Origin of the sequence: Sphingomonas aerolata, assembly GCF_023935825.1 — a bacterium.
GTDB classification, from domain to species: domain Bacteria; phylum Pseudomonadota; class Alphaproteobacteria; order Sphingomonadales; family Sphingomonadaceae; genus Sphingomonas; species Sphingomonas aerolata.
Window position 1 is genome coordinate 15,601 of sequence record NZ_CP098764.1, and the last position, 15,100, is coordinate 30,700.

At 58.0% G+C, this 15,100-nt stretch carries 11 protein-coding genes; 7 read left to right on the top strand and 4 right to left on the bottom strand.

Translation table 11 applies throughout. From position 1 onward, the window contains the following. Positions 1 to 3: 3 nt before the first annotated feature. The gene (locus NEF64_RS18550; RefSeq protein WP_252575079.1) at positions 4 to 1,080 is read right to left on the bottom strand and encodes a DegT/DnrJ/EryC1/StrS family aminotransferase; all 1,077 of its coding nucleotides are present in this window, start codon (positions 1,078 to 1,080) and stop codon (positions 4 to 6) included. A gap of 23 nt (positions 1,081 to 1,103) precedes the next feature. Continuing rightward, positions 1,104 to 2,036, bottom strand: coding sequence for a WxcM-like domain-containing protein (locus NEF64_RS18555; RefSeq protein ID WP_252575057.1), 933 nt, complete (start codon positions 2,034 to 2,036; stop codon positions 1,104 to 1,106). Between the two features lie 192 nt (positions 2,037 to 2,228). Between NEF64_RS18555 and NEF64_RS18560 the strand changes: the two genes are divergently transcribed. The 7 genes from NEF64_RS18560 to NEF64_RS18590 all read left to right on the top strand — a co-directional run bounded on the left by NEF64_RS18560 (position 2,229) and on the right by NEF64_RS18590 (position 12,063). Next, positions 2,229 to 3,593, top strand: a complete 1,365-nt coding sequence (locus NEF64_RS18560) for an O-antigen ligase family protein (RefSeq protein WP_252575059.1) — start codon at positions 2,229 to 2,231, stop codon at positions 3,591 to 3,593. A gap of 81 nt (positions 3,594 to 3,674) precedes the next feature. Further along, positions 3,675 to 4,385, top strand: coding sequence for a polysaccharide biosynthesis/export family protein (locus NEF64_RS18565; RefSeq protein WP_252575061.1), 711 nt, complete (start codon positions 3,675 to 3,677; stop codon positions 4,383 to 4,385). Positions 4,386 to 4,399: 14 nt separating this feature from the next. Further along, entirely contained in the window at positions 4,400 to 6,592 is a 2,193-nt protein-coding gene (locus NEF64_RS18570; protein ID WP_252575063.1) for a GumC family protein, read from the top strand. Beyond that, positions 6,589 to 7,827, top strand: a complete 1,239-nt coding sequence (locus tag NEF64_RS18575; protein ID WP_252575065.1) for a tetratricopeptide repeat protein — start codon at positions 6,589 to 6,591, stop codon at positions 7,825 to 7,827. Before NEF64_RS18570 ends, NEF64_RS18575 begins: the two co-directional genes overlap by 4 nt. Positions 7,828 to 8,317: 490 nt before the next feature. After that, positions 8,318 to 9,325, top strand: a complete 1,008-nt coding sequence (locus NEF64_RS18580; RefSeq protein ID WP_252575066.1) for a site-specific integrase — start codon at positions 8,318 to 8,320, stop codon at positions 9,323 to 9,325. 453 nt (positions 9,326 to 9,778) lie between these two features. Next, positions 9,779 to 10,660 (top strand): replication initiator protein A, encoded by an 882-nt coding sequence (locus tag NEF64_RS18585; protein WP_252575067.1) that lies wholly within the window; start codon positions 9,779 to 9,781, stop codon positions 10,658 to 10,660. Between the two features lie 713 nt (positions 10,661 to 11,373). Next, complete coding sequence (locus NEF64_RS18590) at positions 11,374 to 12,063, top strand: helix-turn-helix domain-containing protein (protein ID WP_252575068.1); 690 nt, start codon at positions 11,374 to 11,376, stop codon at positions 12,061 to 12,063. A gap of 1,770 nt (positions 12,064 to 13,833) precedes the next feature. On the opposite strand, the gene NEF64_RS18595 is transcribed toward NEF64_RS18590, so the two are convergent. Both NEF64_RS18595 and bamE read right to left on the bottom strand, forming a co-directional pair. After that, a complete protein-coding gene (locus NEF64_RS18595; protein WP_252575069.1) occupies positions 13,834 to 14,655 on the bottom strand; it encodes a tetratricopeptide repeat protein in 822 nt (273 codons plus the stop codon). After that, on the bottom strand, positions 14,652 to 15,095 hold the full coding sequence (gene bamE, locus NEF64_RS18600) for an outer membrane protein assembly factor BamE domain-containing protein (protein ID WP_252575070.1): 444 nt from the start codon (positions 15,093 to 15,095) through the stop codon (positions 14,652 to 14,654). Before bamE ends, NEF64_RS18595 begins: the two co-directional genes overlap by 4 nt. Between the last annotated feature and the right edge of the window lie 5 nt (positions 15,096 to 15,100).

The following is a 15,100-nucleotide window of genomic DNA, read 5'->3' on the forward strand; positions in this document are numbered from 1 at the left end:
GGCTCAGGCGTGACGATGTACCGCGTCTATCACCCGTTCAACCTCTTCATCTGACAGGGCCGGTCCAATGGGCAAGCTTAAGACCTCGCGATGGATACGCTCGGTCAGCGGGAAACTGCCTTCGGCAATCCCAGCGTCACGATAGGCAGGCTGCAGATGGGGTGGCACGGGATAATGGATCATGGTCGCGATACCGTCTGCCTTCAGACGCGCGGCTAGGCCATCACGATCGGTATGGCGGACGACGAATAGGTGCCAAACCGGATCAGCCCAATCGGGCACCATAGGTAGGATAACATTCGCGCCGCGCAAACCATCGAGATACCGAGTGGCGATCTCCTTGCGTCGGGCATTCTCGGCGTCAAGCGCGCGAAGCTTGACTCGCAGCATAGCAGCCTGCAACTCGTCCAGGCGGCTATTATAGCCGATAACCTCGTTGTGGTATTTGACTCGCGAACCATAGTTCCGCAGCATCGCCAGCTTGTCGGCGATTGCCGGATCGCCAGTCGTCACCCCGCCGCCATCGCCGATCGCTCCCAAATTTTTTCCGGGATAGAAGCTCCACGCGACCAATGAGTTGCCGGTGCCGATCTGCATCCCATGGTATTTAGCCCCATGTGCCTGCGCGCCGTCCTCAAGAACAGCCAAGCCATGGCGTTCCGCAATATTTTCAATGGCGGGGATATCGGCGGCTTGCCCATAGAGGTGGACCGGCAGAATGGCCCGTGTGCGCGGCGTGATCGCAGCCTCGATTAACGCGGGATCCATATTATAGGTCGCTTCGACAGGTTCCACCGGGACTGGCGTGGCGCCGACATGGCTAACGGCCAGCCAGGTCGCGATATAGGTGTTGGCCGGAACAATCACTTCATCGCCAGGACCGATGTCGAGTGCCCGCAATGCCAGCGACAAGGCATCGAGGCCGTTGGCGACCCCGACGCAACGCTTCGTGCCGCAATAATCGGCATATTCCTGCTCGAACGTCGCCGTCTCGCGGCCCAGAACAAGCCATCCGGAGTCCAAGACGTTCGCGGCAGCTTGCAAGAGGTCCTCGCGATGCGTAGCGAGATTTGCTTTCATATCAAGGAAGGACACTTCTTGGGTCACGATTCTGGTCCTATCAAACTGAGAAACTGATCGTATTCGCGGATGTAGTCTTCAGAGTCGTAATGATCCGAGGCAAATACGAGCAATATTGCATCCGAGGAGTATTGATACTGCGTGCCCCATATCATAGGTGGCATGTACAACCCCTTGTTTTTGCGATCGAGCAAGAACTCTTGCCGAGAAACCCCGTCATCGGCTACCGCGACGCATTGACCTCGTAAGCAGATCAAAAACTGGTGGCATTTCTTGTGAGCATGTTCGCCACGTGTTTCGCGGCTTGGTACGTCATAAACGACGAAGTACCGCTTCGGCTCGAACGGGATGTCCATCCCGAATTCGGCGACGCTCAACTTGCCACGCAGATCTGCCGCTACGCGCAACTCATGCAGTGTAACGCCGGGAACGATGCTTTCGGTCGCGGCGCTAGGCTCGCGGCGGGAGCTTGTCGCGGGGCGCGCATCGGTATTCGTGTAGCCGATGATCGTGGCGGGGTTCCCGACCACGATGGCATAATCGGATACGGACCGCGTAACGACAGCGCCCGCACCGACGAGTGCGTGCTTGCCGATCGTCACGCCCGGCAGGATAGTCGCATTGGCTCCGATCGAAGCGCCCTCGCGCACAAGTGTACGCGCAAAACTATCAGGATAGCGCTTTGATCGCGGATGTAGGTCATTAGTGAAAGTGACATTGGGACCGATAAAGACATCGTCTTCCAACGTAATGCCGTCCCAAAGCTGAACGCCGCACTTTACGGTGACGTTATCGCCCACCATAACGTTATTCTCGATGAAACAGTGCGAACAGATGTTGCCGTTCGTGCCAATTTTTGCACCAGCTAGAACTACGCAGAACTGCCATACCTTGGTGCCTGCACCTATAGCTTGACTGGCCACGTCGGCAGTCTGGTGAATGAACGGCCGGTCCAAGATGGTTACTCCAGAACAGAAGATTAGGTGACGACTATTGTTAGGCGGTGAAGCGGCATGTCGAGCGTCTTAGCCGCATAGAAGGACGTATCATGAATACCCGCGCTGGTAGCGATGCGATTGGGGGATTGCAATCGCGCGACCGTTGCGGTGGTTTCGTTTGGATCGCTATTAGCGTAGAGGCGCAACCCTATGCGTATACCCTATCGTTCAGGAACGTCCGTCAGCATCAGTGGCTCAGTGCTCGCACTCGCCGCGCTACTTGGTGTCTTGTGGCTGGCGGGAGGGGCATCGCGACCCGACTCACTTGGCCAAGTGCTGGTGCGTGCGACCGCCTGGCTGGTGCTGGTCGGGGCATTGCTCATGATGAAGCGGCCGTCCATCCGCGACGTGAGGCCCGTTGCGGCACTGATGCTTGCGGCATTGGGGCTGGCGTTGCTCCAGCTGGTGCCGTTGCCGCCGGGGGTGTGGCAGACTCTTCCGGGCCGGGCGATATTTGAACGCGCCGCCCTGCTCGCGGGCGAGAGCCAGCCTTGGCGTCCCTTGGCGATCGTGCCGGGGGCGGCGTATAATGCCGCTGCTTCGCTGGTCGTACCATTCGCGTTTCTTATTCTGATCATGGGGATAGACGAGCGAGAGGCGACGTGGCTGCCGGGTATGCTTCTGGCCTTTGTTGCCGTTGCGACCTTGCCGGGTCTGGCCCAGTTCGCTGGGGCGGCCTTCAACAATCCGCTCATCAACGATACGCCCGGGCAGGTGAGCGGCATCTTTGCTAACCGCAACCATTACGCGTTAGTGCTGGCCTTTGGCTGTCTGATTGCCCCCGTATGGGCATTTGGTAATCGCTCGGGAGTCATATGGCGGATGGTGGTCGCGCTAGGCCTCATTCTGGTGTTCACGCTGACCATCCTTGCCACTGGCTCGCGTGCCGGCCTGTTCCTTGGCGTCTTGGCCTTGGTCATCGGTTTTGGCCTCACATGGCGACGGGTCCGCCAGATGCTGCACCGAGGTCCCAAATGGCTGTTTCCGGCTTTGATCGCCGGCGTCGTGGCCATCATAGTTGTTATTGTGCTTCTAAGCATCGCAGCTGACCGCGCAGTATCCATCGACCGGGCCATGGCCATGGATGCCGGCCAAGATATGCGTCGGCGGGGCCTGCCCGTCGTCATCGAGATGATCCGAATTTATTTTCCCGTTGGCAGCGGATTGGGCGGATTTGATCCTCTATTCAGGATGCACGAGCCATTTGAATTGTTGAAGCCGACCTATTTTAATCATGCGCATAACGACTTTCTGGAGATTGTGCTCGATACAGGCGTGGCCGGCCTAATTCTACTGGTCGCTAGCATTAGCTGGTGGGTATGGGCGAGCTTTCGGGTCTGGCGCGGTAAGGAAAATCGGGTGCGGCTGACGGGACGACTGGGGTCCGCAATGATATTGCTTATCTTCTTGGCCAGCATTCTTGATTATCCTGCAAGAACGCCAACGATCATGGCGCTACTTGTTCTCGCTGCGGTTTGGCTGTCCAAGGGAGCATCTGATATGGCCAGAGCGTAACGCGCAGGCTTGGCTTTACCGGACGTACGCCCGCTTCTATAGCGGGTCGGCTGCTTGACGATCAGGACCTTTACATACCGCATGCGTATCATCTGTGCTGCCTTGTTGCTGACCGTTTCACTGTCGGCGTGTGCTGAACGTGAACCGTTGCAATCCACCTCCCGGCTTTCCGTCGTCGAGAATGATGCAACGCTGCCCGCTCCGATGCGTGGCGACCTAACGGCGGGGGACCGGCCGTCGTTGATCGGGCCGCTCGACACCATTCAGGTCGACGTGTTCAACGTTCCCGAATTGAACCGCGAGATGCAGGTTGACGCCAGCGGGCGCATTTCTATGCCTCTTGTTGGAACTATCGACGCCCGCGGGAAGACCGCCAGCGAGCTTGCTAGCGCTGTCGAGGCTGCACTGCGTGGGCGATATGTTCGGAGCCCCGACGTTACGGTCAACATCAAGAGTTCTGTCAGCCAGGTGGCGACAATCGATGGTCAGGTCGTCGAACCGGGCCTCTATCCCGTCACCAACCAGATGACCCTTTTGCGCGCGATTGCCTCCGCAAAAGGATTGTCTGAATTTGCGCGTCAGGATGACGTCGTTATCCTGCGGACGGTAAATGGACGCAAGATGGCCGGGCTCTACAATATCGATGCCATTCGTCGTGGCGCTTATGACGACCCTGCAATCTATGCCAATGATGTGATCGTGGTGGGCGATAGCCCGCAGCGTCGCCTGTTCCGTGATTTCGTGTCGCTCGCACCACTGCTTGCCGCGCCGCTCATCGCGATCGTGAATTAAGGTTGTTGGTCGACATGAATACGCTTTCTCCCCGGGCCAATTTCACCACACCGGCTGATCCTGCTGTGGCGGGAAGTGGACGCCTGCCACTCTTGCGACAGTATTTGCGTATCGCGTTACGTTGGCGCTACGTCATCATTGGCTCGGTGATTGCCTGTGTGCTTTTAGGCTTGATCATCACATTATTGATGACTCCCAAGTATACCGCCACCGCGACTATTGAAATTTCGCGAGAGGCCGACAAGGTCACGAACATTCAGGGGGTCGATCGCGAAGCGAGCGTCGCGGATCAGGAATTCTATCAGACCCAATATGGATTGCTGCAGTCCCGTTCGCTGTCTGAACGGGTAGCGTCGCAACTGCGTCTTGTCGACGATCCCAAATTCTACGAGATCTTTGGAGCCGTTAGCGATGAACCTGCATTTCAGTTGACTAATGGCCGCTATCCGGCATCGGGCCGCGCTGAGCGACAGCGTGTTGCAGGCGAGGTTCTCCTGAAGCGATTGAGCGTCGATCCTACACGGCTTTCGCGACTGGTCGACCTGCATCTTACTAGTCCGAGTGCCGATCTGTCCGCCAAGATCGTCAACGCCTGGGCGGAAAACTTCATTCAGACTAATCTTGAGCGCAAGGTTCAGGCGACGTCTTACGGGCGCAATCTCCTTCAACGCCAATTGGCCGATTATAAGGAAAGGCTTGATGCGTCGCAGCGTCAGCTGGTCGGCTATGCCTCGGCGCAGCAGATAATCAATCTTCCATCCCAGACGACGGGCGACAACCGTGTTACCTCCGAGCGATCGATCGTTGCCGACGATCTTGCTGCGCTGAACGCGGTGTTGAGCCAGGCGACGGCGGATCGCATCCAGGCGGAGGCGCGTAATGCACAGGCCGGTCGTGCGGGTGCATCGACCGAGGCGCTGCGTAACGTGGCAATCAACAATCTGCGGCAGCGTCGGGCAGAGCTGGCCGCGGAATATCAGCAGTTGATGGTCCGCTTCGAGCCCGGCTATCCCGCCGCGCAGGCCCTCCAGTCGCAAATTGACCAGCTGGATCGCTCGATCGCACGCGAAGAAGGCCGTGTTTCCGGTTCGCTAGCCGCAGACTACCGGGAAGCGCAGCAGCGTGAAAACGCGCTGCTGCAGAAGGTGAACCAGCTGAAGGCGAGTTATCTCGATTTGCGCCGTCGCTCGATCCAGTACAACATCTATCAGCAGGAGGTGGATACCAATCGCGCCCTGTATGATGGCCTGCTTCAGCGTTTCAAGGAAATCGGTGTCGCCGGTGGCGTAGGGGTCAACAATGTTTCGATTGTTGACCCCGCCGACATTCCTCAGAAGCCCTCTAGCCCGCGTCTCATCCTTAATCTGGCGGCCTCGGTGCTGGCCGGTCTTCTGCTGGGTGCGGGTTTAGCGCTTGCCCTTGAGCAGATCGACGAGGCTATCGCGGATCCTGGCGAGGTGGAACGGCAGCTTGGGCTGGCATTGCTCGGTACGGTGCCCAAGGTCGAGGGGAAGACGCCGCAAGACGCGCTCAAGGACCGAAAGTCGGAAATTGTCGATGCGTATCTAGCAATCCAGACGAACCTTGCCTTTACGACCGAGCACGGTGTGCCACGATCCTTCGCCATCACGTCGACGCGGCCTGCCGAAGGGAAGTCCACCACGGCGCTTGCATTGGCGACGAGCCTTGCCCGTGCCGGCCGCCGCGTCATTCTTCTCGACGGCGACATGCGTTCTCCTTCGGTCCATCACTTTGGTGGCGTGAGCCACGATCGTGGCTTGAGCAATTTCTTGACCGGCGACGACGATATCTCGACCATGACGTTCGCCATGAGCGAGCTGGGCTTTACCGCTATGTCAGCCGGCCCGATCCCGCCTAACGCGGCTGAGTTGCTCACTGGCAATCGCCTTGAGTTGCTGATTGAGCGGTTGCTCGAGAATTACGACCACGTTCTGATCGACAGTCCGCCGGTAATGGGCCTTGCCGATGCCCCGCTGATCGCGAGCCGCGTCGAAGGCGTCATCTATACGGTGGAATCGCACGGTATCCGGGCCACCCTAGTTAAGACGGCCCTAGGCCGCCTGGCCAGCGCCAATGCACACGTCCTGGGCAGCGTCTTGACCAAGTTCGACGCCCGCAAGGCGCATTTCGGTTACGGCTATGAATATGGTTACGGTTACGGCCGCGATAGCAAAACCGCAGCATGATCGTGGCAAAGCGGCACAGTCCTTCGTTCCGCCGGTCGCCAGGCAACTGGGCTGTGCGCGGCGGACTCACGCTGTTGGCTTTTGCCCTAGGCTATCAGTCCGTGGCATACAGCCTTGCGCTGACGGCCCAAAATACAAATCCAGTTTTCGCTAATAAGCTTGCACCAGGAAATGGCCGGATCACGGCAACACTGGCCATGACGAAAATCGCAGCGGATCGATCGGCGGGCACGAGATCCGATGTCATTCGATTGGCGAAGCAGGCCCTATTGCAGGATCCGACGGCGGTGCGGGCCATCACGGTACTTGGACTGCAGGCGCAGTTGCACGACGATACGGCCAGGGCGCGTTTGCTGTTCGACTATGCGAACACCTTGTCGCGGCGCGATCTGCAGGTCCAGCTATGGACTATAGAAGATGCAATCGCTCGCGGCGACATACCTCGAACATTGCACGAATATGATGTTGCATTGCGAACGTCGAAAGCGGCACCCGATGTCTTGTTCCCGGTCTTAAGCGGCGCGATTTCCGAAGACGAAGTGCGTCGAAACTTGGTGATGATGCTCGCCAAGCGGCCGCAATGGGGCGGTGAGTTCGTGACCTATGTCGCAAATGCCGGCGTCGACCCCAAGTCGGTGGTCTCGCTGTTCGCTGACCTACATCGATCCCGTATCACTGTTCCAGCGGATGATGAACGCGCAGCGATTACGCGGCTCATCCAAGCCAACGACACCATCTTGGCGTGGGATTACTATTCCAGACTACGGCCTTCGCTCGATCGCCGGAGCTCGCGCGATCCGCAATTTGCAATGCATCTTGAAGCCCCGACGCCGTTCGATTGGGTGGTCACGAACGACGCGAGTGTGTCTGCCTCAATCGACATCGAGGCAGGCAAGAGCTATCTGGATTTCGCGGCCCCTTCAAGTGTCGGGGGAAGCGTCGTGCGGCAGATGCAATTTCTGCCGCCTGGGCGGTATCAAATCGATGGATTATCCAGGGGTATCGACCAGCCTTCGGACTCTACGCCCTATTGGTCATTGAGCTGTTGGCGTGGACAGGAGCTGGGGAGAGTTGCCGTACCAGCTTCGGTAACGGCAAAGGGACGGTTCTCCGGTATGTTTTCAGTGCCCGCTGATTGCCCGGTACAAATGCTGACGCTGTTCGTCCGTGCGTCCGATGCTGTTGGGGGTATTTCGGGTCAAATTGACCAAGTGCGACTGAAGCCCGCCTCATGAGGGGCTGGTGCGGGTTGATCCTCTGGTGTCTGATAGCGGTCAGCCCGGTTGCTGCGGAAGAGTATACTGGTCAGGCCGAAAGTCAGGCCGCATCGGTTGGTCAGCAGGCTGGTCAAACTGTTACCACTACTAACGGACAAGTTGGACAGCGGCAAACACGTGCGCAAGCCGCGCCCAAAGCTGCCCCGCTTGACCGATTTCAGAGCCGTATCACAAACCGCGTCCAAAACCGTCTTCGTAATCGCGTGGACCGTTATTACAATCCTCAGGCTAATGCGACCTCATCGTTTGACGCAGCTGGTCAGGAAACTAAGACTGCAGGCGCTAAACGCTAATATGTAATTTAGAATATGTCAGTCATTTCTGATAATGTCCCTTATCGTGAGTTACCTTCGTGTCCGATAAGTGCATTTCTCGGACATAAAGATGGCGTGGCGAAATCGAGCGTGGCACACGCTCTTATATGGTCGCTTCCCGCACTCTTGGAGCAATGCCGTTCGATCCGGACCTCACATTGCCGCGAACAGCGCTTGTTACCGTGGGCTCGGATGAACCGATGTTGCCCGCGGTCCTGCATGAAAAGATCGAGCGAGCGGCCGCGTACGCGAAAGCGGCCCGCGCCGGTGCGACGCGGCGCGCTTATGATTCCGACTGGGCGATCTTCACCGCCTGGTGCACGCAGCACGGATTGGTATCGCTGCCGGCAACGCCTGACATCGTCGCGGTCTTCGCCAGCGACCAGGCGACGGCCGGGCTCAACCCGTCGACGATCAACCGCCGGGTGGCAGCCATCGGACATCATCATCGCGCTGGCGGGTATCCGGCACCGACTGCGATGCCGACCGCGGGTCGTCTGGCTGAAGTACTGGCCGGCATTCGCGCGGAACACGGCGGTGCCAAACGACAGAAGCGTCCTGCAGACGCGGCTGCGCTGCGCAACATGCTGGCCGCGATCGACGGTGAAGGTCTGCGGGCTTTGCGCGATCGCGCGATCCTGGCGATCGGGATGGCCGCAGCGTTGCGGCGGTCCGAAATCGTCGCGCTTCAGGTCGAAAATGTCGGGGTCGTACCCGAGGGGCTTAGACTGACTATCGCCCATTCGAAGACCGATCAGACCCGGCAAGGCATCGTTATCGCCATTCCTGAAGGCTCGCGTATTCGACCGAAGGCGCTCCTTCTCGCCTGGATGGCTGCGGCCGGCCATATTGAAGGACCGCTTTTTCGACGCCTGTCGCGGCTCGATGCGCTTACCCCTGCCGCCATGTCGGATCGTGCGATTGCCCGCCTGGTCCAGCATCATGCTGCCGCTGCGGGCTATGATCCGAAACAATTTGCGGGGCATTCCTTACGCGCGGGATTTCTTACCGAGGGTGCATCGCAAGGCGCGACGATCTTCAAACTTCAGGAAGTTAGCCGACATAAATCGGTGCAGGTTCTTGCTGACTATGTACGGAATGCGGATCTCTTCAAGGATCATGCAGGTCAGCGGTTCCTCTAAGGATCCGATAACCATAGATATCGAAGCTCCGCGGGTCGATGTGTCTACATGTGGACTTCTAGGGCCCGATATGCCGGTACACTGACCGAGGGATCAATTATCGCAAATTGACCCGTGGCAGACATTTTAAATACGCGTGCCGCCTGCTCGCAAAACGGTCGCGTCATAGGATGGGTTTCGGGTTTTCCGTGTGATAGCACGAAGCCGTATCTTCACACCGTATGGTCCTTGCCATTGCTCGGCGTTTTCCTCGTAAAATCACGAACGGCGAAACCAATCGCGGTACCATATTCCTGAAATCGGAGCGTTTTCCCGGAGGCGGGCTGTCCATATGTCTAGTGCCACGATCCAACCCAGCCAATGTTCGTGCTATCACACGGAAAACCCCCTTTCCGTTGGACAAGCGTGAGGCACCGACACAGGTTGATCGCTGATAAAGGCGAGTTTGGGATCATGAGCGACGTTGCGGTTTTTCAGGGCGATCTGTTTTCGGTGCATAGCCCGCTGTACGGCGATGTGCAGGGCGAGCGGACCGTGGCTGAATTTCCGTTCTTCGCCCTGTCGAAAAAGGCCCATATGACGCCGATGGTCTTTGAATCGGGCGAAGCCCGGATTGAGATCAATCCGAGCAAGACCGGCGTCGCAACGATCTATGACAAGGAGATCCTGCTCTATATCGCCAGTCTGATGGCGGAGCGGGCCGAAAAAGGCGAAAAAGCCGACCGGATCATGACGTTTACCGCCAATGATCTCTTCCGCGTCACCGGTACGAACGCGTCGGCACGGTCCTATACGTCGCTCAAGGCCTCACTGAATAGGCTGCAAGGCACGCAGATTATCACCAATATCGAAACCGGCGGCGAAGGATCGGACAGCTCCTTTTCCTGGCTGCTCAAGGCTGACATCAAGTACATCAAGACATCGACGGGCGAGCGCCGGGTAAAATGGGTCGAAGTCATGGTGTGCGATTGGCTGTATCGTGCGATCCTGACCGATCAGCGGATCGCTGCATACCATCATGACTTCTTCAAGCTTGGTCCCATCGAGCGGCGTCTATACGAACTCGCAAAGTTCAACTGCAAGGACGACGGATTCACACTTGATATTGGCGAGCTCGCGGCGCGCGTAGGCTGCGCTTCGGACCGACGTGGCCTCGAATATTTCAAGAAGCAGCTTCGCGACGTGTCCGAACGGGATAGTCTACCCGAATATACTCTCGATGTGGCCGAAACGAAAATTCCCTCGGGACGTGGTGGTCGGCCACGGTTGCACACGACCATCGGTTTTCGACCCAAAAGAGAGCTCGAAATCCTAGACGACGGCACGGACGCGTAATTCGTTTGCATGCTAGCACGAGGTTTTCCGTGTAATAGCACGAACGCAAACGCGATACCCTTTGGCCTGCCCGGCTAAGCTACCGGACCCGGCAAGAGTTTTCCGTGTAATAGCACGAACATTTCCCGAGTTTTCCGTGTGAAAGCACGAACCTTGGCGCTTTGCCCCGCCCCCATAAACCGCAAGGATGGCCTAACGGCGGTCATCGTTCGTCGAATCCGGTTTCTTGCGGATCCGATGAGCGAGGACGTGGTCGTAAAGATCATTGGCAAGGGAGGACAAGTGCCGACGTTTCTGAGACGCATCGCGCGCAGCGCCTACGCTGGTGCAGGATGCACACGTCGCTCAGATCGGCACCCTGCCCTATCTTGCCCTTGGCATCGATGACGAAGGAATGGCTGTGAGCGGATAAAAGGAAACCCGGCACAAAGGCCGGGCATCCCGAAAGCACATACTAGGTTCGTGCCGGCAAGCACAAACGATCGCCTCAACAACGATCCCTAAATACGCGCTTTTCAGATTGAATTCAAGGATGCGCGTTTCGTGCCACGGCTGACTTTTGCCTGTTTCCGCCACCCTAAAAAAGGGAACGGACGATGGGGACTATAACGATAGGCGACGCCGCGCTTAAGGCGTTTGGCCGGCTGACGCATGAGCGTTTGGCAGGGCGATCCGGGGGGCGATCGGGTGCGCCGCACCGGACGAGCGCACCTGTGTTACGCGACAGCTTGGAGGCGGGCAGCTTCGAGGAGGCTTTCTGGACGGTGCCGGCCAAGGGAGAAACCGACCGTTTGCTGCATATCGCACGTAAGACCCTCGATGCTGCGCGACGTTTGCGCCGTGATGCGCGATCGGGGGAGCGAACGCTCACGGCCGTTGAGCGAGGTATCGCAAAGCTGACCGGCAGCGCCGTCCGGGTCTTTGAGGAAATTCTCACGCTTGCGCGGTTGAACCGCGGCCGCGTCTATCCTTCCTACGATTATCTTGCCGAGGCGACGGGGCTTGGTCGTGCAACCGTTGGCCGCGCGCTCGTGATCCTCGAAGCGATCGGCTTTCTGGTGCGTCAGCGGCGTTTCAATCGCGTGAAGACCGAGGGACCGGGGCCGCGATACGTTCAGACATCCAATGCCTATCGGCCTCTGCTGCCTGGCAGCGTCCGATCCTATCTCCCCCGCTGGATGCGTCCTGCGCCGTTGCCGGATGACGTTGTCCAGCATCACGCCGATCATGCGGTTCAAACCGCTGCAATGCTGGACACGCTGTCCTGTCGGGAGCTTGCGCAGATTACCGTCGATGGCCAGCTGGGCAAAATTCTTGCTCAGCTGGGTGAAGCGATCGATCGTTCGGAGCGTGAAGCTCAAAATGGTTCAGAACCACTAACCGATTCTATTAATATTGGGTAACTATCAGACGCGCTTTGTCTAAGGACCGGGTCAAGCCACCATGAGCAACCAGCCGGTACTTACAAACGAATAACACGCGGAAAACCCTGGACGCGCCGACGTTGTCAGCGCGAATGCTCCCTACAGGATCATGCGGCTTCTGGAGCTCGATTATCGGGGCTGTCCCGCACGTGTGAGCTGACTGCGCTTGCAAGGAGCAGCAACGTGACTGCGCGGCCCATCCGTGTAGACCAAGTGACAAACGTCACGACGCCGGACAGGTTATAGCGGGGTCTCATGATTGCCGCATCTGCATCAGGGACGTAGAGAGACATGATATCCCCGAGGCCCGCGCCGACATCTTCACCGGAACGCCCTAGACGGCTGACCGTTTCCAGCATTGTGCCGATGCTATAACGCGCGCAGTGTCAGCGTCGCATCGTACGCCCGGCTGCTCCCTGCTACCGATCTCCTCTACGCTCCCCCTCCGATTACCCGCGCAATCGCCATCGATGCGTTCGGGACTCTGGTGCATACTGGATGCAAGCGGCATCCGTTTGAGCGGCTGACCCGACAAGCCCGGAACTAGGCATGGCCCCTGCCCTCCCCTATTCAACCCCGCTGAGGGCTTTGTTGGGCATTCTAATGGCCGTCTGATATTCTCGTTCGATGCAGGGGCGATGAAGCTTGAAAGAACGTTCTACGCCGGCCTGAAGGCGCTTTTGGAATGCGACGACAGTGTATTGCTGAGGCTGTTAAATGTGTGGCGCGATGATATCTACGGCGCCGTGGAGGCTGGATCGCGCTCAGCGGGTCGATCGCTGGGGCCGTGCTTCTCATCCCCGCCAGTTTATGGCTGTTCGCTAACTCGGTGACGCTTGTCCCTATTGGCGGAGAGCTCCGCAAATGACGGGAACGGAACTCGCCTGCAACTCTATCGATGGGAATCTCGAATACCTTAAGGCCCAAGGGTGGCGCGCCATGCGACACGATTAGGGTAGCCGCTCACGAATGCACCCGATGCAGAAAAGGCGGCTACCAACCTAGGGTAGGACGATCATTATGATAGTTGCGAACAGCCCGAGACCAACCGTGCTGCCCTAATGCGGAACGCGGTTGCGACTATCGCCGCACGATGCATGCGTGACGGCCATAAAGGGCTCACGGGGCGGGTATGTCCTCGCCGGTTGGGCATCACCTGCTGGATCGCGGGTGGCCTTCCATCCGCTAGAAATTGCGTACGCTGCAATGGCCCCTGTGCATTATCCGGACACAGATTCACGGTAGCCTGCATCCGCACGTAGGTATGTAAGCTGCGCGTGAAGTTGTGCGCTTGGTCTGATTAGCGCTAGCATGCAGGGCAACGTACAGCTGTCTAGGCATACGCTGACCAATCGGGCATTTCGGTCCGGCGTCTGATCTTCAAAGTAAAGATTAGTTACGATCTCGCCGTAGATATCTATGCTTTGGTTATGGCAGGTTGGGTTCCGTAATCGTCGAAGAAAGATCAAGAGATGGCTGTTTCTGCATGAGATCAAAAAGCACCGATAAATGGAGATCTAGTAACTTCATATGCGCACTCGCGGACTGTTCGGAGCGGGCTTGCAATAGTGCGTGTTGCTCCTGCCGATATCGCCGCTCATGATACGCCCGCATATATGCAATATTTGAGGCTGGCATGATAGAACCTCATTGTTACATTTTAATATTAGCAGAGTTGAAAGTGTTTCTAAATAACTCTATCGTCATCAGAATTTTAGGCTGTTTCGGCGTCATATCAATTGCAATGTTTTATCTGCCGGCGACGTTGCGTCCTAGAGCCTGACTGGCCGCTACTATACCGGCATCAGCCGCCTTGCGGAGCAACGCTCGACCTCGAGTTGGTTCCTTCGTGATCCCGGTGCCGTTAAGGTACGCAAGGCCGAGGACGTACTCAGCCTGCGCATTCCCGGTATTCGACGCGACGGTGATAAAGCGGATGCCTTCCTGTGGCTTGCCGTTCGCGATTAGGATCAACCCGAGGCGCAGGTTGGCGTCCTGATGGCCCAACGCTGCCGCAAGCCGGTAATACTGCATCGCACGGTCGGTTGACTGATGCTCCACTGTACGGCCAAGCTGATAAAGCTGACCGGGTTCATCCAGGGTCTGATCAACCGACAGCGGCGTCACCGTCTGCTTAGTCCATACCCCAGAAGGCTTTCCGCTTACGCGTTCGTAGGTCCGCCAGAGTGTCGTGGTACCAACGACGAGATCCACTCTCGCCGCCCCACCCCGCCCGGCGTCGGCCAGCAAGAAGCGGACCGGTGTTCCGCCCTTTACCGACTTGGTAGTAACCAAAAAACCTTTAGCCTCGAGCTGGGCGACTACGGCCATCTGATAATACCCATCCGGTGCATCGACGATCACGGCAGCACCCGGCTTTACTAAAACCGCTACTTCTCGCGCCGTGTCTTCTGCGTAGACATGTGCGTCGACCGGCGAGGCTTGGGCGACACTGACCGGAACCGATGCCGCCAGAAGCGCGACAACGATGCGGCACGAGGGTTGGCGCACGCCCACGACACTCGGCCTGCCGCGTCGGATCAGGCCGCGATCTTTCCGGACGGGCATCATGCAGCGGCGACACGGTCAGCGCAGGCCGACGTCTGCCAAACGACCCGCACGACGATCGGCCGACGGCTGGTGAGCGGTCCCTGCCGGGGTGTCCCGAAGACCACCTGCATGCGACAGCGCATCGGCTCGTGCCCAGTAGCCGTCAGGTTCAGTATATAGTTAAATGTACGCGTGATGGTCTCGCCGAAATGAGGGGTGCCAACGATGCGGTAGACCGCGTCCTTGTCCATGCCCGGCACTATCATTCTCGCGATCATCGGTTGAATGACGATCCCTTTTTTCTGGTCGTACGCACGTTTGTCCTTGAACGCGTCGGCATCCACGAGCGGTCGCGACGACAACGCTGGAACAGGGGGCACTTGGGAAAGGGCCGCGCCAGTCGGTACGACGACGCTTGCCAGTGCGATCACGGCAAGGGTGAGCGCGATGTATTGCTTCATGATGG

Coding starts and splice junctions, on each gene's coding strand:
- NEF64_RS18565 (WP_252575061.1), top strand. CDS start 3,675: ATGCGTATCATCTGTGCTGCCTTGTTGCTGACCGTTTCACTGTCGGCG.
- NEF64_RS18585 (WP_252575067.1), top strand. CDS start 9,779: ATGAGCGACGTTGCGGTTTTTCAGGGCGATCTGTTTTCGGTGCATAGC.
- NEF64_RS18575 (WP_252575065.1), top strand. CDS start 6,589: ATGATCGTGGCAAAGCGGCACAGTCCTTCGTTCCGCCGGTCGCCAGGC.
- NEF64_RS18570 (WP_252575063.1), top strand. CDS start 4,400: ATGAATACGCTTTCTCCCCGGGCCAATTTCACCACACCGGCTGATCCT.
- NEF64_RS18550 (WP_252575079.1), bottom strand. CDS start 1,080: ATGAAAGCAAATCTCGCTACGCATCGCGAGGACCTCTTGCAAGCTGCC.
- NEF64_RS18595 (WP_252575069.1), bottom strand. CDS start 14,655: ATGATGCCCGTCCGGAAAGATCGCGGCCTGATCCGACGCGGCAGGCCG.
- bamE (WP_252575070.1), bottom strand. CDS start 15,095: ATGAAGCAATACATCGCGCTCACCCTTGCCGTGATCGCACTGGCAAGC.
- NEF64_RS18580 (WP_252575066.1), top strand. CDS start 8,318: ATGCCGTTCGATCCGGACCTCACATTGCCGCGAACAGCGCTTGTTACC.
- NEF64_RS18560 (WP_252575059.1), top strand. CDS start 2,229: ATGCGTATACCCTATCGTTCAGGAACGTCCGTCAGCATCAGTGGCTCA.